General features: G+C 64.4%; 23 protein-coding genes. 7 read left to right on the top strand and 16 right to left on the bottom strand.

Annotation, left to right across the window (positions count from 1 at the left end):
* Positions 1–89: 89 nt before the first annotated feature.
* From ACWGS9_RS15725 to ACWGS9_RS15735, 3 genes are all read right to left on the bottom strand, one after another.
* Positions 90–1,283 (bottom strand): MFS transporter, encoded by a 1,194-nt coding sequence (locus tag ACWGS9_RS15725; RefSeq protein WP_454506122.1) that lies wholly within the window; start codon positions 1,281–1,283, stop codon positions 90–92.
* A gap of 243 nt (positions 1,284–1,526) precedes the next feature.
* Positions 1,527–1,835, bottom strand: coding sequence for a DUF1244 domain-containing protein (locus tag ACWGS9_RS15730; protein WP_454506123.1), 309 nt, complete (start codon positions 1,833–1,835; stop codon positions 1,527–1,529).
* Positions 1,836–1,893: 58 nt separating this feature from the next.
* Positions 1,894–2,691, bottom strand: coding sequence for an N-formylglutamate amidohydrolase (locus ACWGS9_RS15735; protein WP_454506124.1), 798 nt, complete (start codon positions 2,689–2,691; stop codon positions 1,894–1,896).
* Between the two features lie 235 nt (positions 2,692–2,926).
* On the opposite strand from ACWGS9_RS15735, the gene ACWGS9_RS15740 reads away from it, so the two are divergent.
* On the top strand, positions 2,927–3,415 hold the full coding sequence (locus ACWGS9_RS15740; protein ID WP_454506125.1) for a DUF1036 domain-containing protein: 489 nt from the start codon (positions 2,927–2,929) through the stop codon (positions 3,413–3,415).
* Positions 3,412–4,839 (top strand): pyruvate kinase, encoded by a 1,428-nt coding sequence (pyk, locus tag ACWGS9_RS15745; protein WP_454506126.1) that lies wholly within the window; start codon positions 3,412–3,414, stop codon positions 4,837–4,839. Before ACWGS9_RS15740 ends, pyk begins: the two co-directional genes overlap by 4 nt.
* A 95-nt stretch (positions 4,840–4,934) precedes the next feature.
* Here pyk and ACWGS9_RS15750 read toward each other — a convergent pair whose 3' ends face one another.
* From ACWGS9_RS15750 to ykgO, 3 genes are all read right to left on the bottom strand, one after another.
* The gene (locus ACWGS9_RS15750) at positions 4,935–5,996 is read right to left on the bottom strand and encodes an alpha/beta fold hydrolase (RefSeq protein ID WP_454506127.1); all 1,062 of its coding nucleotides are present in this window, start codon (positions 5,994–5,996) and stop codon (positions 4,935–4,937) included.
* 175 nt (positions 5,997–6,171) lie between these two features.
* On the bottom strand, positions 6,172–6,804 hold the full coding sequence (locus ACWGS9_RS15755) for a tetratricopeptide repeat protein (RefSeq protein ID WP_454506128.1): 633 nt from the start codon (positions 6,802–6,804) through the stop codon (positions 6,172–6,174).
* 170 nt (positions 6,805–6,974) lie between these two features.
* Positions 6,975–7,100 carry a type B 50S ribosomal protein L36 gene (gene ykgO, locus ACWGS9_RS15760; protein ID WP_006203764.1) on the bottom strand — a complete coding sequence of 42 codons (126 nt, stop codon included), beginning with the start codon at positions 7,098–7,100 and terminating at the stop codon, positions 6,975–6,977.
* Between the two features lie 259 nt (positions 7,101–7,359).
* Between ykgO and ACWGS9_RS15765 the strand changes: the two genes are divergently transcribed.
* Complete coding sequence (locus tag ACWGS9_RS15765; RefSeq protein ID WP_454506129.1) at positions 7,360–7,782, top strand: lysozyme inhibitor LprI family protein; 423 nt, start codon at positions 7,360–7,362, stop codon at positions 7,780–7,782.
* A 7-nt stretch (positions 7,783–7,789) separates the two neighbouring features.
* Here ACWGS9_RS15765 and ACWGS9_RS15770 read toward each other — a convergent pair whose 3' ends face one another.
* The 8 genes from ACWGS9_RS15770 to ACWGS9_RS15805 all read right to left on the bottom strand — a co-directional run bounded on the left by ACWGS9_RS15770 (position 7,790) and on the right by ACWGS9_RS15805 (position 14,290).
* Entirely contained in the window at positions 7,790–8,866 is a 1,077-nt protein-coding gene (locus ACWGS9_RS15770) for a 5-(carboxyamino)imidazole ribonucleotide synthase (RefSeq protein ID WP_454506130.1), read from the bottom strand.
* A complete protein-coding gene (gene purE, locus ACWGS9_RS15775) occupies positions 8,863–9,360 on the bottom strand; it encodes a 5-(carboxyamino)imidazole ribonucleotide mutase (protein WP_320216736.1) in 498 nt (165 codons plus the stop codon). The genes ACWGS9_RS15770 and purE overlap by 4 nt, the downstream gene beginning before the upstream one ends.
* Before the next feature lie 93 nt (positions 9,361–9,453).
* Positions 9,454–10,659, bottom strand: a complete 1,206-nt coding sequence (locus tag ACWGS9_RS15780) for an aminotransferase class V-fold PLP-dependent enzyme (protein ID WP_454506131.1) — start codon at positions 10,657–10,659, stop codon at positions 9,454–9,456.
* A gap of 19 nt (positions 10,660–10,678) precedes the next feature.
* On the bottom strand, positions 10,679–11,140 hold the full coding sequence (locus tag ACWGS9_RS15785) for a RidA family protein (protein WP_454506132.1): 462 nt from the start codon (positions 11,138–11,140) through the stop codon (positions 10,679–10,681).
* Between the two features lie 38 nt (positions 11,141–11,178).
* Positions 11,179–11,973, bottom strand: a complete 795-nt coding sequence (locus ACWGS9_RS15790) for an amino acid ABC transporter ATP-binding protein (protein ID WP_454506133.1) — start codon at positions 11,971–11,973, stop codon at positions 11,179–11,181.
* 4 nt (positions 11,974–11,977) lie between these two features.
* A complete protein-coding gene (locus ACWGS9_RS15795; protein ID WP_454506134.1) occupies positions 11,978–12,628 on the bottom strand; it encodes an amino acid ABC transporter permease in 651 nt (216 codons plus the stop codon).
* A 1-nt stretch (position 12,629) separates the two neighbouring features.
* Positions 12,630–13,295: an amino acid ABC transporter permease gene (locus ACWGS9_RS15800; RefSeq protein ID WP_454506135.1), complete on the bottom strand. Its 666-nt coding sequence runs from the start codon at positions 13,293–13,295 to the stop codon at positions 12,630–12,632.
* Positions 13,296–13,417: 122 nt separating this feature from the next.
* Positions 13,418–14,290, bottom strand: coding sequence for a transporter substrate-binding domain-containing protein (locus ACWGS9_RS15805; RefSeq protein ID WP_454506136.1), 873 nt, complete (start codon positions 14,288–14,290; stop codon positions 13,418–13,420).
* A 121-nt stretch (positions 14,291–14,411) separates the two neighbouring features.
* Here ACWGS9_RS15805 and ACWGS9_RS15810 point away from each other — a divergent pair, with 121 nt between their 5' ends.
* Positions 14,412–15,212, top strand: coding sequence for an IclR family transcriptional regulator (locus ACWGS9_RS15810; protein ID WP_454506137.1), 801 nt, complete (start codon positions 14,412–14,414; stop codon positions 15,210–15,212).
* Between the two features lie 194 nt (positions 15,213–15,406).
* Here the strand turns inward: ACWGS9_RS15810 and ACWGS9_RS15815 are convergent, their stop codons facing one another.
* A complete protein-coding gene (locus tag ACWGS9_RS15815) occupies positions 15,407–15,610 on the bottom strand; it encodes a YdcH family protein (RefSeq protein ID WP_320216735.1) in 204 nt (67 codons plus the stop codon).
* Positions 15,611–15,853: 243 nt separating this feature from the next.
* On the opposite strand from ACWGS9_RS15815, the gene ACWGS9_RS15820 reads away from it, so the two are divergent.
* The 3 genes from ACWGS9_RS15820 (at position 15,854) to ACWGS9_RS15830 (ending at position 18,403) form a co-directional block, all read left to right on the top strand.
* Positions 15,854–16,033 (top strand): YdcH family protein, encoded by a 180-nt coding sequence (locus ACWGS9_RS15820; RefSeq protein ID WP_320216734.1) that lies wholly within the window; start codon positions 15,854–15,856, stop codon positions 16,031–16,033.
* A gap of 254 nt (positions 16,034–16,287) precedes the next feature.
* A complete protein-coding gene (gene ispG / locus ACWGS9_RS15825; protein ID WP_454506138.1) occupies positions 16,288–17,538 on the top strand; it encodes a flavodoxin-dependent (E)-4-hydroxy-3-methylbut-2-enyl-diphosphate synthase in 1,251 nt (416 codons plus the stop codon).
* A 13-nt stretch (positions 17,539–17,551) separates the two neighbouring features.
* Positions 17,552–18,403: a lytic transglycosylase domain-containing protein gene (locus ACWGS9_RS15830; RefSeq protein WP_454506284.1), complete on the top strand. Its 852-nt coding sequence runs from the start codon at positions 17,552–17,554 to the stop codon at positions 18,401–18,403.
* A 98-nt stretch (positions 18,404–18,501) separates the two neighbouring features.
* On the opposite strand, the gene ACWGS9_RS15835 is transcribed toward ACWGS9_RS15830, so the two are convergent.
* On the bottom strand, positions 18,502–20,835 hold the full coding sequence (locus ACWGS9_RS15835; protein WP_454506139.1) for a response regulator: 2,334 nt from the start codon (positions 20,833–20,835) through the stop codon (positions 18,502–18,504).
* Between the last annotated feature and the right edge of the window lie 231 nt (positions 20,836–21,066).

Here is a 21,066-nt window from a genome sequence, read left to right on the forward strand (position 1 = left end):
AGCAGCCTGTTAAGTCTTTGTTTTGATGCATGTCGTTGTCCCAGAACCGCTGCACACTTCTGGGCGACATGCATTAGAGCCGGATGATTTCAGGTCGATCCGACCTGAAGTCCATCAGGCTCGGGGGCGAACTCGGCCCGGTGAGCGAGCCCGGCCATCAGGAGCACGATGACGAGCAGGCCGGAGAGCGCGATGAAGATCGGGCCGAAGCTCGAATGCTCGGCGACGAAGCCGATCGCCGATGGGGCCACCAATATGCCGGAATAGCCCATGGTGGTGACGACGCTCATGCCGGTGCCGGACGACATGCCTTCCTGGTTGCCGCCGGCCGAGAACAGGATCGGCACCATGTTGGCAATGCCGAAGCCGCAGAAGGCGAAAGCGGCAATGGCAAGGTAAGGCGAAGGCGAGAGGCCGGCCACCAGCATGCCGGCGGCGGCGACGAACGCCGAGCCGCGCAGCGTCGCCACCGCGCTGAAGCGGTTGCGCACGCCATCGCCCAGGAAACGCATCAGCGCCATGACGCCGGAGAAGGCGGCATAGGCGAGGCCGGCGACCGCGAGATCGGCGCCCAGTTCCTGGTGCAGGAAGAGCGCTGCCCAGTCGAGCACCGCGCCCTCGGAGATCATGGTGAGCAGCGCCATCAGCCCAACGAGGTAGACGGCCGTATGCCGCGGCAGCGTGAATTTCTGATGCTCGACGGCCTGCGGCCTGTCCTCGGCGACGAGATGGCGAATGGCAAAGGCGATGACGGCAAAGGCGATCGCCGTCACCGCGACGGCATGGGGAAGATAGCCGTAATTCTGGATCGAGTAGCCGCCGAGCGCGCCGCCGGCGAAACCGCCAAGGCTCCAGAAGCCATGCGAGGACGACATGATCGCGCGCGAGAGCTTTCGTTCCACAACGACGGCATTGGAGTTCATGGCAACATCCATGCCGCCAATCGAGCCGCCGAAGATGAGCATTGCAATCGCCGCCAAGGGCACGTTGGGCGCGAGCGCCACGATCAGCAGGCCGAAGCTGCCGCAGATGCCGAACAGCCGGGTCACGGCGCGCGAACCATGCCTGGAAATGAGATGGCCGCACCAGGTCATGGCCATGACCGCGCCGACGCCGAACAGAAAGATCAGCAGGCCGAGCGTGAATTTGGTGATGTCGAGCCGGGTCAGGAACACCGGAATCTGCGGCGCCCAGCTGCCGGTGAGAAAACCATTGGCGAGGAAAATGCCGGCGATGGCCCAGCGGCCGCGCGTCGCGGCCTGCATCGTGGTTTGCACGCTCATGGTTCTGTAGTCCGCTACGTCAATGGCTTTGGCTTTTGAGCGGCAAATTAGATCGATTCAATTTCTAGTCAAGAACCGCACCAAGGAAGTACTTGGACCAAGAGGCGACCGAGGGTAGGCCCCATTCTGCGGCTTTGGACGTTGGCGGAAACGCCTCTCCGTTCGTCATCCTCGGGTCTGCGCGCGTCGCTTCGCTCCTTGCTCCGCCCGTGGATGACGAAGCCGCGTTGGCGATCGGCATCACTAGTGTTCCTTCGGGCGCCTTGCCTCGAACTCGGCCTTCTTGGCCTCCGACGTTTCGGTCTGGTTCAATGCCTGCCATTCGGCATAAGGCATGCCGTAGATGATCTCGCGCGACTGGTCCTTCGACAGCGCCACGCCTTCGGCGTCGGCGGCTTCGCGGTACCAATTGGACAGGCAGTTGCGGCAGAAGCCGGCGAGGTTCATCAGGTCGATGTTCTGGACATCGCCGCGTTCGCGCAGATGCTTCACCAGCCGGCGGAAAGCGGCTGCCTCGAAGTCGCGCTTCTGGTCATCGCTGAGTTCGGTCATCTCGGGAAACTCCCGGCCTTGGCGGCCTTTTCACGTAAATGCCAGGCCTGACGGCCTTTCATGCCGGCCCGGTGCGCGAGCCGAACATTTTTACGGCATGTATATCGGCACGGCGATCGATTGCGTCAACGATCGGCGCCAGCCGCTCGGCCCAGGCGAGGGCGCCGGCACGGTCGGCGATCAGGTCCTGGCGGATCTCGATCAGCGCGTGGGCGTAGCCATTGACGATGGCGTGACGGAACATGGTGTCGCCGCGCAGCGCGCCGTCATAGGGTTCGTTGTCACCGACGAAGAGGGACTTGTCCTGCCCCAACATATCGATCAGCGGCCGCGCCACGCGGTCGTCGAGGTCCCACAGCACGCCGACATGCCAGGGGCGGACAAAATTCTGCATCACCGGCGTGAAGGAGTGCACGGAGAAGATGAACGGCGCCTTGCCCGAGGCATGGGCTACGGAGGCGATCATTGCGCCGACGGCGTCATGGTAGGGCCGGTAGAAGCGGTCGAGCCGCCTCTCGCGTTCCTCCTGGGCAATCGGATAGTTTCCCGGCACCACGGTGCCGTCATAGAGCTGACGGATCATGGTAGGGTCGTCCTCGCCCCGGTTGGGGTCGATCAGCAGCCGCGAGAAGCCGGCGAGCACGGCCGGCACGTCGAGCGCCGCCGCGAGCTCGCGCGTCACCGTCTCGACGCCGATGTCATAGGCGATATGGCGGTCGAATTCGGACGCCGGCAAACCGAGACTGCCATATTCCTCGGGGAGATCGCGGCGGGCGTGGTCGGCGAGAAGCACGACGCCTTTCTTGCGGTCGCCCTCGACAATGTCGAATGGCGTGAAAACTGTGGATCGGGTCATCAGCTGAAAAGGGGGTGGCGGCCTTGATGTGGTATCGTCATTCCACGAAGAGGACGCTCGCGCAATGCCGTTGTTTGGCCAAGGTTTCCGCAAAAAATCCCCGATTGGAGGAGAACTTGCGCGACGGGCCCTTCTAAATCGATTGGAATTGAACAAAACGGCGCGTTGACATGCGACCGGAGTTTGCTGAAAAGGGCTTCGAGAGATGCAAATGTGGTTCGCAAGGGGATCTGCGATGGGTTTTGGCGGTCGGTTGCGCAAGCGCCTGGCCATGCCGTTGCTCATCGTCGGCGCGGGATTATGCGCGATTGGCGCGACCTCCCCGGCCCGGGCCGACTTCCGCGTTTGCAACGCAACGCAAAATCTGGTGGGCGTCGGCATCGGCTATCGCGCCAAGGCCGGCTGGATCACCGAGGGCTGGTGGCACATCGAAGGATCGACCTGCAAGACGCTGATCGAGGGTCCGCTGTCATCAAGGTTTTACTATCTTTATGCAGAAGACGCCGAACGCGGCGGGCGATGGGATGGCCCGACCAACATGTGCGTCGCCGAAAAAGAGTTCAAGATTGCCGGCGTGAATGATTGCGTCGCCCGGGGCTTTCAGCGCGCCGGATTTCAGGAATATGACACGGGCGAGCAGGCTAGCTGGATGGTCCAGCTGACCGACGAGCCCGCAACGGGAGGCGCACCAGCGGCCCCCGCTCCGGGAACGAACAGTCAATGAGACGTAACCGCAAGGTCAAGATCCTCGCCACGATCGGTCCAGCGTCCTCCTCCGAGGAAATGCTGAGAAAGCTCTTCGAAGCCGGTGCCGATGTCTTCCGCATCAATATGAGCCATACCGATCACGAGCTGATGCGCACGCTGGTCGGCCGCATCCGAGCCGTCGAGGCGGCAGTCGGCAGGCCGATCGGCATCCTCGCCGACCTGCAGGGGCCGAAGCTCAGGGTGGGCAAATTCGCCAATGTCAAGGAAGCGCTGACGCCAGGGCAAAGCTTCACGCTCGACGACAATCCGGAGCCTGGCACGTCGAAGCGGGTTTATCTGCCGCATCCGGAAATCCTGAGCTCGGTCGAGGCCGGTCATCGTCTTTTGATCGACGACGGCAAGCTTGAGCTGAAGGCGCTGAAGAGCGACGGCAAGTCGATCACCTGCACCGTCGTTGCCGGCAGCGGCATTTCGGACAAGAAGGGCGTCAGCCTGCCCGACACCGACCTGCCGGTCGGTGCGCTGACCGAGAAGGACCGCGCCGACCTGGACGCGGTGCTTGCCACCGGCGTCGACTGGGTGGCGCTGTCCTTCGTGCAGCGGCCGGAGGATCTGGCGGAGGCCCGCAAGATCGCACGCGGGCGCGCGCTGATCATGGCCAAGATCGAAAAACCGCAGGCGGTCGCCCGTTTGGGCGAGATCATCGAACTCTCCGATGCGCTGATGGTCGCCCGCGGCGATCTCGGCGTCGAGATGCCGCTGGAAGCAGTGCCCGGCATCCAGAAGCAGATCACGCGCGCGGCTCGCCGCGCTGGCAAGCCGGTGGTGATCGCCACGCAAATGCTGGAATCGATGATCACTGCCCCTGTGCCGACCCGCGCCGAGGTCTCCGACGTGTCGATCGCCGTGTTCGAGGGAGCCGACGCGATCATGCTTTCGGCCGAATCCGCGGCCGGCGCCTATCCGGTCGAGGCGGTCGCCATGATGAACCGCATCGCCACCAAGGTCGAAACCGACCCGACCTATGCCGGCATCATCAACGCGCAGCGCTCGGAACCGGAGGCGACAGGCGCCGATGCGATTTCGCTCGCCGCGCGCGAGATCGCCGAGACGTTGAAGCTGTCGGCGATCATCACCTACACCGCTTCCGGCACCACCGGGCTCCGTGCCGCGCGCGAGCGCCCGCAGGTGCCGATCGTGGCGCTGTCACCGATCCTCAACACCGCGCGCCGGTTGTCGTTGCTGTGGGGCACGCATTGCGTGGTTTCGGAAGACGCCATCGACCTCGACGACATGGTCGACCGGGCCTGCCGGATCGCGCTCGACGAAGGTTTCGGCAAACCGGGCGACCGTGTCATCATCACCGCCGGCGTGCCGCTACGGACGCCAGGGTCGACCAACATGCTGCGGATTGCCTATGTCGGGTCGGATACGCATTAGTCGCTAGGTCTGGTCTGCTGTATTCGCCATACGAAAATCATTCAAGGGCGGCGCAGCGCCCCACTTAAATCGTCCAGCGAAGTCGCAGGGCCCGCTCAGCCTGGCGCGAATTCGGCGTCCGGCACCTTGAGCTCGGGGCATTTGCCGGCGCCCTGCTCGTCGCCGGCGATGCGGCTTTCCACAACTCTCGCCATCGCCTGCAGGTCGACCGGCGCGCCGGCCGCCTTCTCGATCGCGCCGACCACCAGGTCGGGCGCGATCCAGTCCGGCTTGTGGCCGAGATTGTGGACCCAGATCAGTTCGGCGCCGGGAATGTCGCGCTCCAGGCCGACGGAATGGATCGTCGCGTAGACCACCTTGTCGCGGTCGCCCGATATGACGACGGTCGGCGCCTTGATCTCGCGGTAACTCGACGAGGCGACGCGGACATAGTCGTAGAGCTGGGCGACATCGCGGGCGTTGGAGCGGAAGGCCGATGGCCTCAGAACCAGCCGGATCGAGGCGTTCCCGATATAGTCGGCCGGCGGGTTGTTGGGCGAAAAGACGCAGGCTGTCGCATCGCCGATCTGCAGCATGCCGGCCGGATAGGCGAGCGTTTCGGAAAACAGCCAACCGATGACCGGCATGGCGGTGAGCTTATAGTACCAGGCGGTCGCGCCGCCCGGCCAGGGATGGGTGGCAGGCGAGACGAAGACGAGGCCGAGCGTCTTTTCCGGATGCTGGCGGGCGAAGGCCGTGGTGATCGCGCCGCCGAAGGAATGCGCGACGATGACGGCTTTTTCGATGCCGAGGCGGTCCATCAGCGCAGCGATCGTATCGGCCTGCGCTGCCAAGGTTTCGTTGTCGCCGCGCTCCGACCAGCCGAAGCCCGGACGGTCGAGAAAAAGCATCTCGGCGCGGCCTTCGAGCAAGGGCTTCAGCGGCAGCATCTGGTCCTTGAGGTTGGCGCTGGCGCCATGGATGAAGACGACCGGGGGCAGGTCGGCGCCGGCAGACGCCGGGATATGGACGTAATGGATGCGCATGCCGTCGATCTCGGCAAACGCGCCGGCAGGCGGGCTGCGTCGCTCGATCGACCAGACGCCGACGCGAGTGACACCGGCGAGGGCAAAGAGGAGCGCGATGAGGAAGAGGAAGGCGGCGCAGATGAGGTTCATGCGGGGAGTAGGGGAGTAGGGGAGTAGGGGAGTAGGGGAGTAGGGGAGTAGGGGAGTAGGGGAGTAGGGGAGTAGGGGAGTAGGGGAGTAGGGGAGTAGGGGAGTAGGGGAGCATTTCTGAGTGCCGTTCTATGACCTAGAACATACTCCCTTACTCCCCTATTCCCTTACTCCCTCAAATACCCTCGCCGGCAAGTTCTTCCGAAAGTGTCGAGACCTGGTTCTGGGCGCTGCGCATCATCGGATAGATCGTAAGCACCTTTTGCCAGGCTTCCAGCGCCGACTGCTTGTGGCCGGTCTCGGTCATGATCTGGGCGAGGCCCGAGAGCGCGCCGAAATGGCGTGGTTCGAGTTGCAGGGTGCGCTCGATGTCGGCCATCGACTTCCCGTAGTTCTTCATCAGGAAATGGACGGTGGCGCGGCGGTTCCAGCCTTCGGCATAGTCGGGCTGCAAGGTCACGACCTGGTCGAGGAAATCGAGCGCGACGTCGAATTTCTGGTCTTCCGTCGCCTTCTGCGCCCATCGCATCATCAGGTCGATCGAGGCGCTGCCGGACTGGTTCCACTCGTTCCAGATGCGGCCGGCGATGCGCTCGGCGGCCTTTTCGTTGCGCTCGCGCTTCAAGTCTGTGAAGAGTTGGTCGAGACGGCCCTGCTTGGTTGGCGCTGCCGGCGGCGGTGTCATGGCCGGCGGCGGCCCGGCGTCGGGAGGCGTTGCCGCGGGCGGCGTGGCCATATTCCCCGCCCAGGCAGGCAGAGCTGGCCCAGACAGCAAAAGAGCGGTGAGACAAGCAAAACGAATCCGCATCGCCGGAATCTAATCCCGGACGGCGGATCGTCCAAATGATTTTAGCGTGAGAGGGCCGGCGAACCGGCAATCGACATCAGCGCGGCGCGGCTTCTTTGCTTTTTAAGCATGTCGTTCTCCCAAAACCGCTGCGCGCTTTTGGGCAAACATGCATTAAGCCGCGCGCAGGCTCAGCCCTGGCGCGCCTTGTAGCGCGGAGCGGTCTTGTTGATGATGTAGATGCGTCCCTTGCGGCGAACCAGCTGGTTGTCGCGGTGACGCGCCTTGAGCGCCTTGAGCGAATTCTTGATCTTCATGGTCTTGCCTGTTCGGTCAGGGCCCGTCCCGGGCCGAATTTTTAAAGGCGCGCCCGGAAAAGCGCGCCTTTGAACTTGCGTGGCTCATAAACGAGGAGCCTTGCCCCTGTCAACCACATGCGCATGCCCGAATGCCACAAGTGGCGCGGCATATCAAATATTCGCCATCCACCTGGCACGGCATTGCGCGACTCAAAGGCGACTGGAATGGTGGGGCGGCTAGGATGGTGAATCCACGCCCAAGCGACTGGAGATCCCCATGCGCCGCCTCTTTCTATCCGCCTGCCTTGTCCTTCTGGCGACCGCTCCGGCAGCCTTTGCCGAGGATTGCGACCGCAATGACGACAGCCAGTCGATGATGAACATCTGCGCCGATGCCGACTATCAGGCGGCCGACGCCAAGCTCAACGCCGCCTATAAGGACCTCATCAGCCGCAACGATCAGGCCTCGAACAAGCTCTTGCAGATGGCGCAGCGCGCCTGGATCGCTTTCCGCGACGCCGAATGCGCCTATTCGACCGCCGACAGCGAAGGCGGCTCCATCCATCCGATGGAGGTGTCGCAGTGCCTGACGCGGCTTACCACCGAGCGCACAAAGCAGATCGCCTCCGACGCCAACTGTAAGTTAGGCGATCCGAGCTGCGCCAGCCCGGACGGGGACGGAGACCAGGATTTGCAGTAAGCGAAGCTTATCGCGCCCGGATGAGGCGCGTGAAATGGCCCATCTTGCGGCCGGGGCGCGACTCGGCCTTGCCGTAGAGATGCAGCATCAGGTCGGGCTCGGCCAGCAGCGTCGGCACTTTCAGCATGTCGTCGCCGATCAGGTTTTCCATCACGCAGTCGAAATGCCGGGCAGCGGAGCCCAGCGGCAGGCCGGCGACGGCGCGGATATGCTGCTCGAACTGTGAGACGATGCAGGCGGCCTCGGTCCAATGGCCGGAATTGTGCACCCGCGGCGCCAGCTCGTTGGCCAGAAGCGAGCCGTCGGCGAGGACGAAGAACTCGACGCCGATGACGCCGACATAGTCGAGCGCGGAAAGGATTTTCGAGGCCGCATCCTTGGCGGCGTCAGCCGTTTGTGGGCGGATGGCCGCCGGCGAGGTGGAGCTGCGCAATATGCCTTCGCGATGCACATTCTCGGCCGGATCGAAGGCGGCGATAGTTCCGTCGAGACCACGCGCGGCAATCACCGAAATCTCGCGCTCGAAAGCGACGAGCGATTCCAGGATCAGCGGCACATTGCCCATCGCCTCGCAGACCCCGGCAAAGCCAGCCGTCTCCATGTTGCGGAAGACACGCTGGCCCTTGCCGTCATAGCCCATGCGGCGGGTTTTCAAGACGCCGCTGCCGTCGAACTTCTTCAACGCCTCGGTCAGCTGGTCGTCATTGTCGACCGGGCAGAATTCGGCCGTTGGGATGCCGATGCCGCTCAGGAAGCTCTTCTCGGTGACGCGATCCTGCGCGACTTCGAGCGCGCGGGCCGGCGGATAGACCGGAACCGTCGCCGCGAGCGCTTCAGCAGCGGCGACAGGGACATTTTCGAATTCGTAGGTGACGGCGGCGCTGGCGGCAGCCAATTCGGCGAGCGCTGCCGGATCGTCATAGGCGGCAATGATCTGCCGGTTGGCGACCTGAGCGGCCGGGCAGTCGGCCTGGGGTTCCAACACGACGATGCGATAGCCGAGGCGGGCGGCGGCCATCGCCAGCATGCGGCCAAGCTGGCCGCCGCCGATGATGCCGATGGTCGATCCGGGGGCCAGGCTCACGGCGCGTCCGTCGGCTCGGTGGCGACCTTGGCGGTCTGGGCCGAGCGCCAGGCGTCGAGCCGGGCGGCGAGCTTGTCGTCGTTGAGCGCCAGAACGGCGGCCGCGAGAAGTGCCGCGTTGGCCGCACCCGCCTTGCCGATGGCCAGCGTGCCGACCGGGATGCCGGCCGGCATCTGCACGATGGACAGCAGCGAGTCCTGGCCCGACAGCGCCTTGGATTCGACCGGAACGCCGAAGACCGGGAGAGGGGTCATTGCCGCCGTCATGCCGGGCAGATGCGCCGCCCCGCCGGCGCCGGCGATGATGACCTTGAAGCCGGCCGCCTTGGCACCCTTGGCGAATTCATAGAGGCGGTCGGGCGTGCGGTGCGCGGAGACGATCAGCCTTTTGTGCGGGATGCCCAGCGCCTCCAGCGTTTCCGCCGCCTGGCGCATTGTCGCCCAGTCGGACTGGCTGCCCATGATGATGGCGACGTCGGCACGCTGATCGGTCAAGGTTTCGCTCCCCGGCGGCAAAGGCGCGCCTTAGCGGAATTCGCCGGCAGCCGCAAGGATGTCGCGGCTGCGGCGCAACGCCGGGACTGCCAGCTAGTCCGGCCAGCGTAACGCGCCCGACGATTCCTTGCGGGCGATTTTCATCGCGTCGGCCGGGCGCTCCTTCGCGGTCAGCACGGCGCGCATCTGCTCGGCGACGATTTCGACCTCGCCGGGATGCAGATTGCAAGGGTCGAGGAAGAAGTGGCCGCGCTCGACCTCGTGGTTGCGCACGATGACCGGCGGTGAGCCGGCGGCTAAAGCCGAGGCAAGCCCGGCGGCGGTGAAGCGGCTTTCCGGCCGCACGAAGACCTGCAGGCGGTCGAGCGGATTGTTGGTCGGATCCGGGATGATCTCAGCGCCGATGCCGGGAATGTCCTGCAGCGCGTCCTTCCACAGATTGAGCGCCGCTTCCTCGCGGCGGCGGATGCCGGCATGGTCGCGCTTCTCCCAGGCGTCGAGCGCCGCCATTGTGCCGGCGATGCTTTCCTTGCCGACCTTCATGGCCCGCGCCACGCCGCGGTTCTGCAGATAGGCGGCGCGCACCAGGTCCTTGCGTCCGGTGACGATGCCGCTGGTCGGGCCGCTGAGGAATTTGTGGCCGCTGTAGACGACGATGTCGGCGCCGCGCGCCAGGAAGCTGCGCAGATCATATTCCGAGGCCGCGTCGACGATCACCGGCACGCCCTTGGCGTGGCAGATCTCGCAGAACTCCTCCAGCGAGAGCATGCCGTATTGCACGGTGTGGTGGGCGACGACGTAAAGCGCCGCCGCCGTGCGCTCGTTGATCGCTTCGCGCACATGATAATCCTGCGTCACGCTGACGGTGCCCGCCGGAATGACCTTGGCGCCGGCGACGCGGATCGACTGGTCGATGGGCGCGCCGTAATTGACGATATGGCCGAGCTGGATGACGACCTCCGACTTCAGGCCTTCGGTGTCGTCCGGCAGGCGTTCGATCGCCAGCAGATTGTTGCCGGTCATCGCGCCGGCGATCGCCATGGTGATGCCTGAGGCGCAGCAGGCGGTGATGAAGCCGGCCTCGCCGCCGGTAAGGCGCGCGACGACCGCGCTTGCGGCACGCTGCAGATCGTCCATCTCCACCCATTGCGAGGCGATCTCGGCCATGGCGCTGATCGCCTCGGGAACGATGATCGAGGCGCCCAGCGTCGTCATCGTGCCCGAGACGTTGATGATGGGCCTCAGCCCCAGACGCTCGCGGATCGTGGTGTTGGAGCCGATGTCGGAATAGGTTTTCATTTGAGTGGGTTCCATTTGGTCAGGCCGCGATCTCGACGACCGCTTCAATTTCGACAGTGATGTTTCGCGGCAGCGAGCCGACGCCGATTGCCGAGCGGGCATGGCCGCCGATCTTGTCGAACACATCGGCGAAGAGGTCGGAGCAGCCATTGACCACCCTGGGGTGGTCGCTGAAGGTCGGGGTCGCGTTGACGAAGCCGAGCAGTTTTACCACACGCACGATGCGGCCGAGATCGCCGGCCGCCGCATGCATGACGGCGAGCAGATTGAGGCCGGTGAGGCGGGCATGCTCATAGGCCTGCTCGACGGTCACGTCGTCGCCGACTTTGCCGGTGCAAAGCGTGCCGTCGGCGCGCAACGGCCCCTGACCGGAGAGAAAGATCAGCCGGCCGCTTTCGGCATGGGTGACGAAGTTGGCGATGGGCGTCGGCGGCTCGGGCAGCGTCAGGCCGAGTTCGGCGAGCCGTTTGTAAGGCGACATGAGAAAGGTACTCCTTGGATGGCCGAGGCCATCCGCGTTCAAAAATGCGAGGCGCGGAAGCGCGCCAGGAATGTGCGCAGCCGCTCATTGGTCGTCTCCGTGGCAAGGACCTCCTTCGGCGGTCCGACGGCCGAGACGCCGCCATCGGCCATGAAGACGATGCGGCTCGAGGCATCGCGGGCGAAGGCCATCTCGTGCGTCACCATCACCATGGTCATGCCGTCCTCGGCGAGGCTCCGCACCACGGCCAGCACCTCGCCGACAAGCTCCGGGTCGAGCGCCGAGGTGATCTCGTCGAGCAGCAGGATTTTCGGTTCCATGGCGACGGCGCGGGCAATGCCGACGCGCTGCTGCTGGCCGCCGGACAATTCGGCGGGCAGGCTGTCGGCCTTGTGGGCGAGGCCGACGCGGCCCAGCCAATGTTCGGCGATCGAGCGCGCTTCCGCACTGCTCTTGCCGCGCACCTTGGTCAGGCCGAGCATGATGTTGCCGGCCGCCGTCAGATGCGGGAACAGGTTGAAGCCCTGGAACACCATGCCGGTCTCGGCGCGCATGGCGGCCAAGTCGCGCTCGCTGCGCCGCTGGCGGGTGCCGCCATCGCGGAAGCCGACCTCCTTGCCGTCGATACGGATCGAGCCGCTGTCATAGCTTTCGAGGAAGTTGACACAGCGCAGCAGCGTGGTCTTGCCGCTGCCGGACGGGCCGATGACGGTGACCACCTCGCCTTTCGCAACCGTCAGGCTGACCGAGCGCAGCACGTTGACCGGGCCGAAGGACTTCGAGACCTCGGCGATATCGAGAAGCGCGGTGCTGTTGTTCGAGCTGGTGGCCATCGGCTTAGTCCCGGATGAAAGCGAAGCGCCGTTCCAGCCGCCGGCTGGCGGAGGAAAGCGCATAGTTGACGGCGAAATAGATCAGGGCGCCAAGGATATAGAGCGGCATCGCCTCATAGGTGCGGCCGATGACCTGGTTGATCGCCTGCATCAGGTCGGTGATGCCGAGCAGCGAGACCAGCGCGCTGCCCTTGACCGCATCGGTGACGCCGTTGATCCAGGGCGGCAGGAAGCGGCGGAAAGCCTGCGGGAAGATGACGTAGGCGAGGCGCTGGCGGAAGGTGAGGCCGATCGCCATCGCCGCTTCCGACTGGCCTTTCGGAATGGAGCCGACGGCACCGCGCAGATATTCGACGACCTGGGCGGTCTTGAACAAGGTCAGCGCCAGCACCGCGGCCCAGAAGGACTGCAGGTGAACGCCGACCGCGGGCAGGCCGTAATAGACGAAGAAAATCAGCACCAGGATCGGGATGCCGCGGATGGTGTCGCTGAAGATGCGCACGGCCCAGCGCACCGGCGCGGGTCCATAGACCAGGCCGACGCCGAGGATGACACCGGCGATCAGCGACAGCACCACGACCAGGAGCGATACCCAGAGCGTGAGCGCGAAGCCTTGGGCGAGGAACGGCAGGGCGTAGGTGATCTGACCGAACATCTTAGCGTGCCGTCCTGTACCAGCGCTCGACCAGCCGCAGCGCGAAGAGCAAGGCGTAGCCCGTCACCAGATACATTGCCGTCACGACGAGATAGACCTCGACGATGCGGAAGGTGTTGAAGTTGATCCACTGCGCGCCATAGGTCAGCTCCGGCACGGAGATGACGGAAGCGACGGACGTGTCCTTGAACAGCGAGATGAAGGTGTTCGACAGCGCCGGCAGCGTTATGCGCATCATCGTCGGCAGGCGCACATGGAGCAGCCGCTGCCAGGGCGTCAGCCCGATCGCCTTGCCGGCGTCGAGCTGGCCGCGCGGCACGGCTTCCAGGCCGGAGCGGAACACTTCGACCAGATAGGCGCCGCTATAGAGAGCGAGCGTCGCGACGAAAGAGGTCTGCGCGCTGTAGGCGATATCGACGACCGTCGGCAGGCCGTAGAAGACCAGATAGACCAGGAGGATCAACGGCACGTTGCGGATGAATTCGACATAAGCCGCGATGATGCCGCGCACCACGCGCCCGGCCGAGACATACCAGACGGCCAGCACCAGGCCGATGACGATGCCGATGGCGATCGAGATGACGGCAAGCTCGAGGCTGAGCAAGAGCCCGCCCCACAGCTTGTCGAAATGCCGCCAGATCAGGTTGAAATTGAGCGTATAGCCCATGCTTCCGTCTCAATGGCCCGCGGTGACGATTCAAGGATTCGCCGTCCGCGAGCCGGTGTCGAGGAAAAACAGGCGGAAGAGCGTTTGCCGCGCCCTTCCGCCGGCTTAGTCGTATGGCCTGGTCAGATGACCGGGAAGCCCGGGTGGCGCGGCGGCGGCTCCTGGCCGAAATATTCCTTGAAGGCGGCATCGTAGAGCGCCGTCTCGTGGCCGAACATGGCGATGGTGAAGGTCTGGTTGACGAAGGTCAGCCAGTCGAGGTCGCCCTGCCTGACGGCCGCGCCGTAAAGCATCGAGTACCAGCTCTTGCCGGCGTCGAAATATTTGTCCGGGTTGCGCGAGGCGAGCCAGCGCACGGTGGAAAGGTCGACCGCGGCGGCGTCGGCGCGCTTGGATTCCAACGCCTGCAGGACGTTGGCCTGAGTGTCGATCTGCAAGACCTGCGCCTGCGGCAAGGCGAAATGGACCGAGCTCTCGGCATCGACATTCTGCAGGATCGAGATGCGCGTATTGGCGCCGTTCGCCAACAACTTGTCGAAAGTCTTGTTCTCGGAACCGGGCAGGGTCAGCAGCGCGACGCCCTCCACATAGTAGGGCCGCGAGAAGTGGATCAGCTGCGAGCGCTGCGCCGTCATAGTCATGAACTGGATGGTGATGTCGACCTTGTTGGTCGTGACGTTCGGGATGCGCTGCGCCGGATCCTGGGGGACGAACTCGACTTTGGTCGGGTCGTCGAAAAGGCCCTTGGCGAGGATGCGGCCCATGGTTATGTCCATGCCGACCAGCTCGCCGGCATCGTTCTCGAAATGCCACGGCGCATTGGTGCTGCCGGTGCCGACGATCAGCTTGCCGCGATCGAGCGCGGTGCGCAGCACGCTGTCGGACGCGGCTTGCGCCGCCGCCTTCTCGGCGCTGATTGCGGTCAGCGCGCCGGCGGTGGCCAGGCCTGCCATTCCCAGTTTCAGAAAATCACGTCTGCCGGATGTGTCGTTCACAGCGACCTCCTTTGATGGTTTGTTCCCCAATGCAGCAGAGATACGCATCGCAATGGCGATTGTCTCTTACAAGAGACGCGTGTATCCTGTACAAGACAGATACTAGCATCAGGAATCAGCAATGCAAGATAGTGAAACGCTGAGCGCGTGGCCGACCGAGGGCGCCGGTGAAGAGCGGCCGGCGGGCTCGCGCGAGAAGGGCCTCAACAGGGTCTTGAACATGCTGGAGTTCCTGCATGCCAACCAGCGCGCGATCGGCATCGGCGAGCTGGCCAAGGGGCTCAACGCGCCGCGCTCGACGACCTACACGCTGGTGCGCGAGCTGGTCGAAGCCGGGTTGCTTGAAATGGCCGGCGACGGCAACCGCGTCTATTTCGGCAAGAAGCTCTATCTCTATGGAATGGCCTATATGCGCGGCAACGATCTGCTCAGGCGCGGCCGCCAGGAGGTCGACACGCTGTCGCGCGAGACCGGCGAGACCTCGGAGCTCTGCATGCTGCAGAGCGGCCGCTACACGATTGTCCATTCCAGCCCGGGCACCAGGCCGTTCCGCATCAGCTCGGCCACCGGCCTGCAGATCCCGCTGCCCTGGACCGCGTCGGGCCGGCTGCTGCTTGCTGGCCTCGATCGTGGCCGGATCGAAGCGATGGTCACGCAAGACGACCTCGTGCTGCCGGATGGCCGCAAGCTCGTGCTCGACGACTTCATCGACGACATCGCGCGGGCGCGCGTCGCCGGCTATTGCGTCACGTCAGGCCTGGTCGATGCCTATACCAAGTGCCTTGCGGCGCCCGTCTTCTCGGCTCCCGGCAAGGTCGAGGCGACGATGTGCCTGGTGGTGCCGATCGACACGTCCGAGGAACGGACCGGCGAACTTCTTACCGTGCTGCGCGAGCGCGCGGCGCGGCTTTCGATCTCGTGACGGAGAGGGGCGGTTAGAGCAATTCCAGGAAGAGTGCGTTCCGGTTTTCCGTCCGGAATTGCGCAAAAACAAAGACTCTAAAGCGCGTCGCGTCGAAACGGATTCAGGCGACGCGCATAAAATCTTTGTTTTGATGCATGTCGTCTTCCCAAAACCGCTGCGCACTTTTGGGCGACATGCATTAAACGATCCGCTCAGGCGATGATGTCGGGAATGATGCGGTCTTCCAGCGCCGACAGCCGGTCTTTCAGCATCAGCTTCTTCTTCTTCATGCGCTGGATCTGAAGCGGGTCGCAGCCCGTGGCGATCATCGCGTTGATGGCGGCGTCGAAATCGGCGTGTTCCTGTTTGAGCCGGGAAAATTCGAGGCGTATTTCAGCCTGTTCCTGTTCGGACATTATCTACCGTTTAGCGTATGTATCGCCCAATCGGGCTGTCTGGGCGGGGCCGGTCGGGCTTGTCTGTTTGTGACCGGCGCGCAGCCCTTATCACATTTCACTTAGTCGTGGAATGCTACCACGTGGCATTCGACATCGAGATCGGTTGGTGGCAAACTGTCATTGTGCCGTCACAGTCGCAACCTGCGGTGGATGCGCCTGCGACGGCTGCAATCGAGGAAACCATGAAAGGGAGAACCAATCATGTCTCTTGCGTCCCATCTTGATGAGTTGCAGCGGAAACACGGTGACATCGAGCGTGAGATCACCGATGCGATGAACCATCCATCGGTCGACGACCTCGAAATCGTGAATCTCAAGCGACGCAAGCTGGCAATCAAGGACGAGATTGAAAAGCTGAAGGGAAGCCCGACGACACACTGAAGCTCCTCTGAGTAAACGTCGCCGCACCCGCCGCGGTGATCCCTCCGGTGGCAGGAAATGCCACCGGCACGGTGTTTTACACTGACATCAGCAGACCGTTTGGGCGTGCAGCGTGCGGCCCGGCTTGCTTCGCTGATCCGCATGGGGAGCGATCAAGCGCGGCCGATTTGCCGACCTTGCCTGACGCTTGCCATTGACAAGCCATCTTTGCTCCGCCACCTCATGCCCGGAACTCCCAGATGAAGGCGGCCGGCATGACCGGATATTTTTCTTCTCCTTTCCCGCGGCGCATGTCGGTCGGCGTGTCGGTCGGCGGCGTGATGGTCGGCGGCGGCGCGCCTGTCGTTGTGCAGTCGATGACCAATACCGACACGGCCGATGTCGACCAGACCGTCGCCCAGGTGGCGGCGCTGCATCGCGCCGGCTCGGAAATCGTGCGCATCACCGTCGACCGCGACGAGAGCGCCGCGGCGGTGCCGCGCATCCATGAGCGGCTGTTGCGGCTCGGCGTCGATGTGCCGCTGGTCGGCGACTTCCACTATATCGGACACAAGCTGCTCGCCGATCACCCGGCCTGCGCCGAGGTGCTGGCGAAGTACCGCATCAATCCCGGCAATGTCGGTTTCAAGGAAAAGAAGGACCGCCAGTTCGCCGCGATCGTCGAAATGGCGATCAAGCACGACAAGCCTGTGCGCATCGGCGTCAACTGGGGCTCGCTCGACCAGGAACTGCTGACCCGGCTGATGGACGACAACCAAGCCCAGGGTTTTCCACTGACGGCGCAGGAAGTCACGCGCGAGGCGATCGTTCAGTCGGCGATCCTGTCGGCCGAGATGGCGGAAGAGATCGGGCTTGGCCGCGACAAGATCATCCTGTCGGCCAAGGTCAGCGGCGTGCAGGACCTGATCGCGGTCTATACCGAGCTTGCCACCCGCTCCAACCACGCGCTGCATCTTGGCCTGACCGAGGCCGGCATGGGCACCAAGGGCATCGTCGCGTCGTCCGCCGCCATGGGCATCCTCCTGCAGCAGGGTATCGGCGACACGATCCGTATCTCGCTGACGCCGGAGCCGAATGGCGACCGCACGCGCGAGGTGCAGGTGTCGCAGGAACTCCTGCAGACGATGGGCTTCCGGCAGTTCGTGCCGATCGTCGCGGCGTGCCCCGGCTGCGGCCGCACGACGTCGACCGTGTTCCAGGAGCTTGCCCAGAACATCCAGGCCGATCTCAGGAAGAACATGCCGGTCTGGCGCGAGAAATATCCGGGTGTCGAGAACCTCAAGGTCGCGGTGATGGGCTGCATCGTCAACGGCCCCGGCGAATCCAAGCATGCAGATATCGGCATATCGCTGCCCGGCACCGGCGAGACGCCGACGGCGCCCGTCTTCATCGACGGCAAGAAGGCGGCGACGCTGCGCGGTCCATCCATCGCGCAGGATTTCGAGAAGATGGTCGGCGACTATATCGAGCAGCGGTACGGACACGGCAAAGCCGCCGCGGAATGAGCCCATGCAGCGCATGTTCAGGGCGGCACCGATCCTGACTTGCGCGCTGATCCTTGCCGGTCAGGCGTTCGCCGATCCGCCGCAGTCGCAATCGGCCGCAAAACGGCTGATTTCCCGCGTCTGCGATCTGATCGAGATCCAGGCCCAACAGAATGGCCTGCCGAAGGATTTCTTCGCCCGGCTGATCTGGAAGGAGAGCCGCTTCGATCCGAACGCGGTGAGCCCGGTCGGCGCCGAAGGCATCGCGCAATTCATGCCCGGCACCGCCAAGATGCGCGGCCTGGCCAACGCCTTCGACATCGAGCAGGCGATTCCGGCTTCGGCGAAGTATCTTGCCGAGATGGAGGCCGGCTACGGCAATCTCGGCCTCGCGGCGGCGGCCTACAATGCCGGCGAGAACCGGGTGTCGCGCTGGCTTGCCTCCGGCGGCTTCCTGCCGATGGAGACGGAAAGCTATGTCTTCGACGTCATGGGCGAGCCGGTGGACAAGTTCTCGGACACCGCCTATGCCGGCACCGTCCAGCCGCTCGACCCAAAGATGAGCTTCGCGGTCGCGTGCCGCAGGCTGCCGGTGATCATGTCGCGGACCGTCGCCATGGCCTCGATCAACGTCAAGCCATGGGGTGTCCAGGTGGCGGGCAATTTCCGCCGTTCGGCGGCGATCGGCCAATGGCTGAGGGTCAGGGGCCGGTTCCCGGCCTTGCTCGCCAGCCGTGACCCGGTGGTCAGCCGGGTGCGCACGCCGATCGGCCGGCGCGGCATCTATGCGGTCAGGATCGGCGCCGATTCGCGCGGCGAGGCCAACGGCATCTGCGACAAGCTGCAAAGCGTCGGCGGCGCCTGCGTCGTGATGCGCAACCGGTGACGGCTTTGCGGGATTTCGGAGACGCTGGCGGGGCAGCGCCCGAGGGGGGGCGCGAAGGAACTCGGCGGTGGCCGATGGCTGCCATCCGCTACCCAGCCTCAAGCCGTCTTCGCCGCCACGGTCTCGCTGAGCCAGGTGCCGATCTTGGCGCCGAGGCGGTCAGGCGAGACCGGCTTCGGCAGGTAGTCGTCCATGCCGGCCTCGATGCATTTATCGCGGTCGCCCTTGAGCGCATGGGCGGTAACGCCGATGATCGGCGTGCGATCGCCGTTGTGCTCTTCGATCGCACGGATGGCGCGGGTCGCCTCATAGCCGTTCATCTCCGGCATGGAGACGTCCATCAGCACCAGGCGGGGGCGCAGCGAACGGTACATCTCGACCGCTGTGCGGCCGTTGCCGGCGATGCGGTAGCTGAGGCCGAAACCGTTGAGGATCTGGCCGAAGACCAGCTGGTTCACGTCATTGTCCTCGGCGATCAGGATGTCGATCGGGCCGCTCGGCGCGGCGCTCGATTCCGGCGCGGCCAGGACCGGAACGGCCGGGCCACGGATGACGGTGAAGGCCGGCGGGGCCGCCTGGGCCGCGACCGGCTCGCGCTCGAAATGCGCCCTGGCGCCTTGCATGCGCGCCTTCTGGATGGCCGAAATCACCGTGCCCAGCAGCACCGCCGAACGCGCCGGCTTGGTGAGATGCGCGACGATGCCGAAATCGATCACCATCCTGCCGAAATCGACCTGGTCGACCGAGGTGAGCAGCACGACCGGAATGGAGGAAAGCCGGCTGTCGGCGGCGATCGCCCTGGCGACATCGGCGCCGTTCATGCCGGGCATCTGGTAATCGAGGATGATGCAATCGACCGAGGCGCCGAGCTGGCAGGCACGGTCGAGGAAGGCGAGGCCAACGGCGCCGCTCTCGGCGGCCGCGCAGTCGAAGCTCCAGCTTCTGAGCTGCTCCAGCAGGATCTCGCGGTTGACCGGGTTGTCGTCGATGACCAGCACACGGGCGCCGGTGACGTCGACAGGCACCAGTTCGTCGCGAGCCTGCTGGTTGTGTGCCGGCAGCGGCACGGCGAACCAGAAGACAGAGCCGCGGCCGATCTCACTTTCGACGCCGATCTTGCCGCCCATCAGGTCGACAAGCCTGGCGCCGATCGCAAGCCCAAGCCCGGTGCCTTCGTGGCGGCGGGTCGAGGAGCCGTCGACCTGGGCGAATTTCTCGAACACGCTTTGCAGTTTTTCGGCCGGGATGCCGATGCCGGTGTCCTCGACGCGGACCTTGAGCTGGACCACGCCGTCGACGACGTCGCCGCCGACATCGACCAGCACATGGCCCTTCTCGGTGAATTTCACGGCGTTGCCGAGCAGGTTGGTGACGATCTGGCGGAAGCGCCCGGCATCGCCGACGACGAAGGCCGGCAGGCGCGGGTCGACGCGCACGATGAGCTCTAGGTTCTTTTCGGCCACGCGCGCCGACACCAGCGTCGCCACATCCTCGACCGCTTCGGCCAGGCGGAAGGGGGCGGGGTCGAGCGTCAGCTGGCCGGCATTGATCTTCGAGAAATCGAGAATGTCGTTGATGATGGTGAGCAGCGCGTTGCCGGACTTGACGATGACCTCGGTGAAGGTTTTCTGGCGCGGCGTCAGCTCGGTCTTGGCGAGCAGCTCGGCCATGCCGAGCACGCCGTTCATCGGCGTGCGGATCTCATGACTCATATTGGCGAGGAATTCCGACTTGGCGCGGTCGGCGGCCTCGGCCTTGAACAGCGATGCGGCGCTCTCGGCGAAGGCGCGGCGGATCGCATCCTCCATCGGCCGAAAGATCCAGATCGCGGCAATGGCGAGCACGGCGAACAGCAGGCCACTCGCCCACAACAGCAGCCGGTCGCTGGAAGCATCGGCGAGGCGGCGCTCGTCGTCGAGCGCGGTGCGCACACGCACCAGCATCGGCTGGGCAAAAAGGTCGTTCTGGTTGCGGATCTCGCGGTAGCTCCACTCGTCGACCTTCTGGGCGGTCGACATCAGGTTGAAGTTGCGCACCATGTCGCGCGTCGACCAGAACAGGTCGCCGTTGACCGAAGAAGAATCGAGCGCATTGATCGTGTTCCGGGACAGTTTCGGCCTGATCGTCGCAAGCTCTGCGTTCAGGGCCTCGATCTCGCCCGTCAGGCGTTCGGAGTGGCCGCGCGCGGCGACCGTCAGCGCATCGCGCGTCTCGCTGCGCCAGGCGGTGCCGGTCGTCTCGGCGAAATTGGTGGCGTTGCGCAGGTCGCGGGCGAAGATGACGACATTGCCGCTGAGAGCATCGACCTCGTGACGGAAGGAGTTCACCCGGTTGAGCGCGTACATCACCGCGGCCGAAGCCAGCGCAAAGATCAGCAATCCCGAAATGTAGCGGATCCGGATCGACCGGACGAAGGAGGAGTATTCCGGCACGCGCAACCCCAACACATACGCACAATTTTAATGGTCGGGATTACGCTTGATTTACATTAAGATTTCGTTGGTGCCTGGGATGGTGCTGCAGTGTCGATGAATGACTGCCTTTGACGAAGACGACGCAGACCTCCAAGGCGCAAAAGCAACTTTGCGCCTTTCATCTCGGATATCAAAATTAGCTGTGCCACTGCCTGAAAGCGGACGTTAGTGACGACCGCACTGGAACTC

The organism is Mesorhizobium sp. Arg314 (assembly GCF_053714275.1).

Bases quoted from the DNA above. Each gene is read 5' to 3' on its own strand.
- ACWGS9_RS15830 (WP_454506284.1), top strand. From the start codon at position 17,552: ATGTTCAGGGCGGCACCGATCCTGACTTGCGCGCTGATCCTTGCCGGT.
- ACWGS9_RS15750 (WP_454506127.1), bottom strand. From the start codon at position 5,996: ATGAACCTCATCTGCGCCGCCTTCCTCTTCCTCATCGCGCTCCTCTTT.
- ACWGS9_RS15800 (WP_454506135.1), bottom strand. From the start codon at position 13,295: ATGGGCTATACGCTCAATTTCAACCTGATCTGGCGGCATTTCGACAAG.
- pyk (WP_454506126.1), top strand. From the start codon at position 3,412: ATGAGACGTAACCGCAAGGTCAAGATCCTCGCCACGATCGGTCCAGCG.
- ACWGS9_RS15755 (WP_454506128.1), bottom strand. From the start codon at position 6,804: ATGCGGATTCGTTTTGCTTGTCTCACCGCTCTTTTGCTGTCTGGGCCA.
- ACWGS9_RS15735 (WP_454506124.1), bottom strand. From the start codon at position 2,691: ATGACCCGATCCACAGTTTTCACGCCATTCGACATTGTCGAGGGCGAC.
- ACWGS9_RS15820 (WP_320216734.1), top strand. From the start codon at position 15,854: ATGTCTCTTGCGTCCCATCTTGATGAGTTGCAGCGGAAACACGGTGAC.
- ACWGS9_RS15815 (WP_320216735.1), bottom strand. From the start codon at position 15,610: ATGTCCGAACAGGAACAGGCTGAAATACGCCTCGAATTTTCCCGGCTC.
- ACWGS9_RS15795 (WP_454506134.1), bottom strand. From the start codon at position 12,628: ATGTTCGGTCAGATCACCTACGCCCTGCCGTTCCTCGCCCAAGGCTTC.
- ACWGS9_RS15740 (WP_454506125.1), top strand. From the start codon at position 2,927: ATGGGTTTTGGCGGTCGGTTGCGCAAGCGCCTGGCCATGCCGTTGCTC.
- ACWGS9_RS15780 (WP_454506131.1), bottom strand. From the start codon at position 10,659: ATGAAAACCTATTCCGACATCGGCTCCAACACCACGATCCGCGAGCGT.
- ACWGS9_RS15785 (WP_454506132.1), bottom strand. From the start codon at position 11,140: ATGTCGCCTTACAAACGGCTCGCCGAACTCGGCCTGACGCTGCCCGAG.
- ACWGS9_RS15765 (WP_454506129.1), top strand. From the start codon at position 7,360: ATGCGCCGCCTCTTTCTATCCGCCTGCCTTGTCCTTCTGGCGACCGCT.
- ACWGS9_RS15725 (WP_454506122.1), bottom strand. From the start codon at position 1,283: ATGAGCGTGCAAACCACGATGCAGGCCGCGACGCGCGGCCGCTGGGCC.
- ACWGS9_RS15790 (WP_454506133.1), bottom strand. From the start codon at position 11,973: ATGGCCACCAGCTCGAACAACAGCACCGCGCTTCTCGATATCGCCGAG.
- ACWGS9_RS15810 (WP_454506137.1), top strand. From the start codon at position 14,412: ATGCAAGATAGTGAAACGCTGAGCGCGTGGCCGACCGAGGGCGCCGGT.
- ACWGS9_RS15730 (WP_454506123.1), bottom strand. From the start codon at position 1,835: ATGACCGAACTCAGCGATGACCAGAAGCGCGACTTCGAGGCAGCCGCT.
- ykgO (WP_006203764.1), bottom strand. From the start codon at position 7,100: ATGAAGATCAAGAATTCGCTCAAGGCGCTCAAGGCGCGTCACCGCGAC.
- ispG (WP_454506138.1), top strand. From the start codon at position 16,288: ATGACCGGATATTTTTCTTCTCCTTTCCCGCGGCGCATGTCGGTCGGC.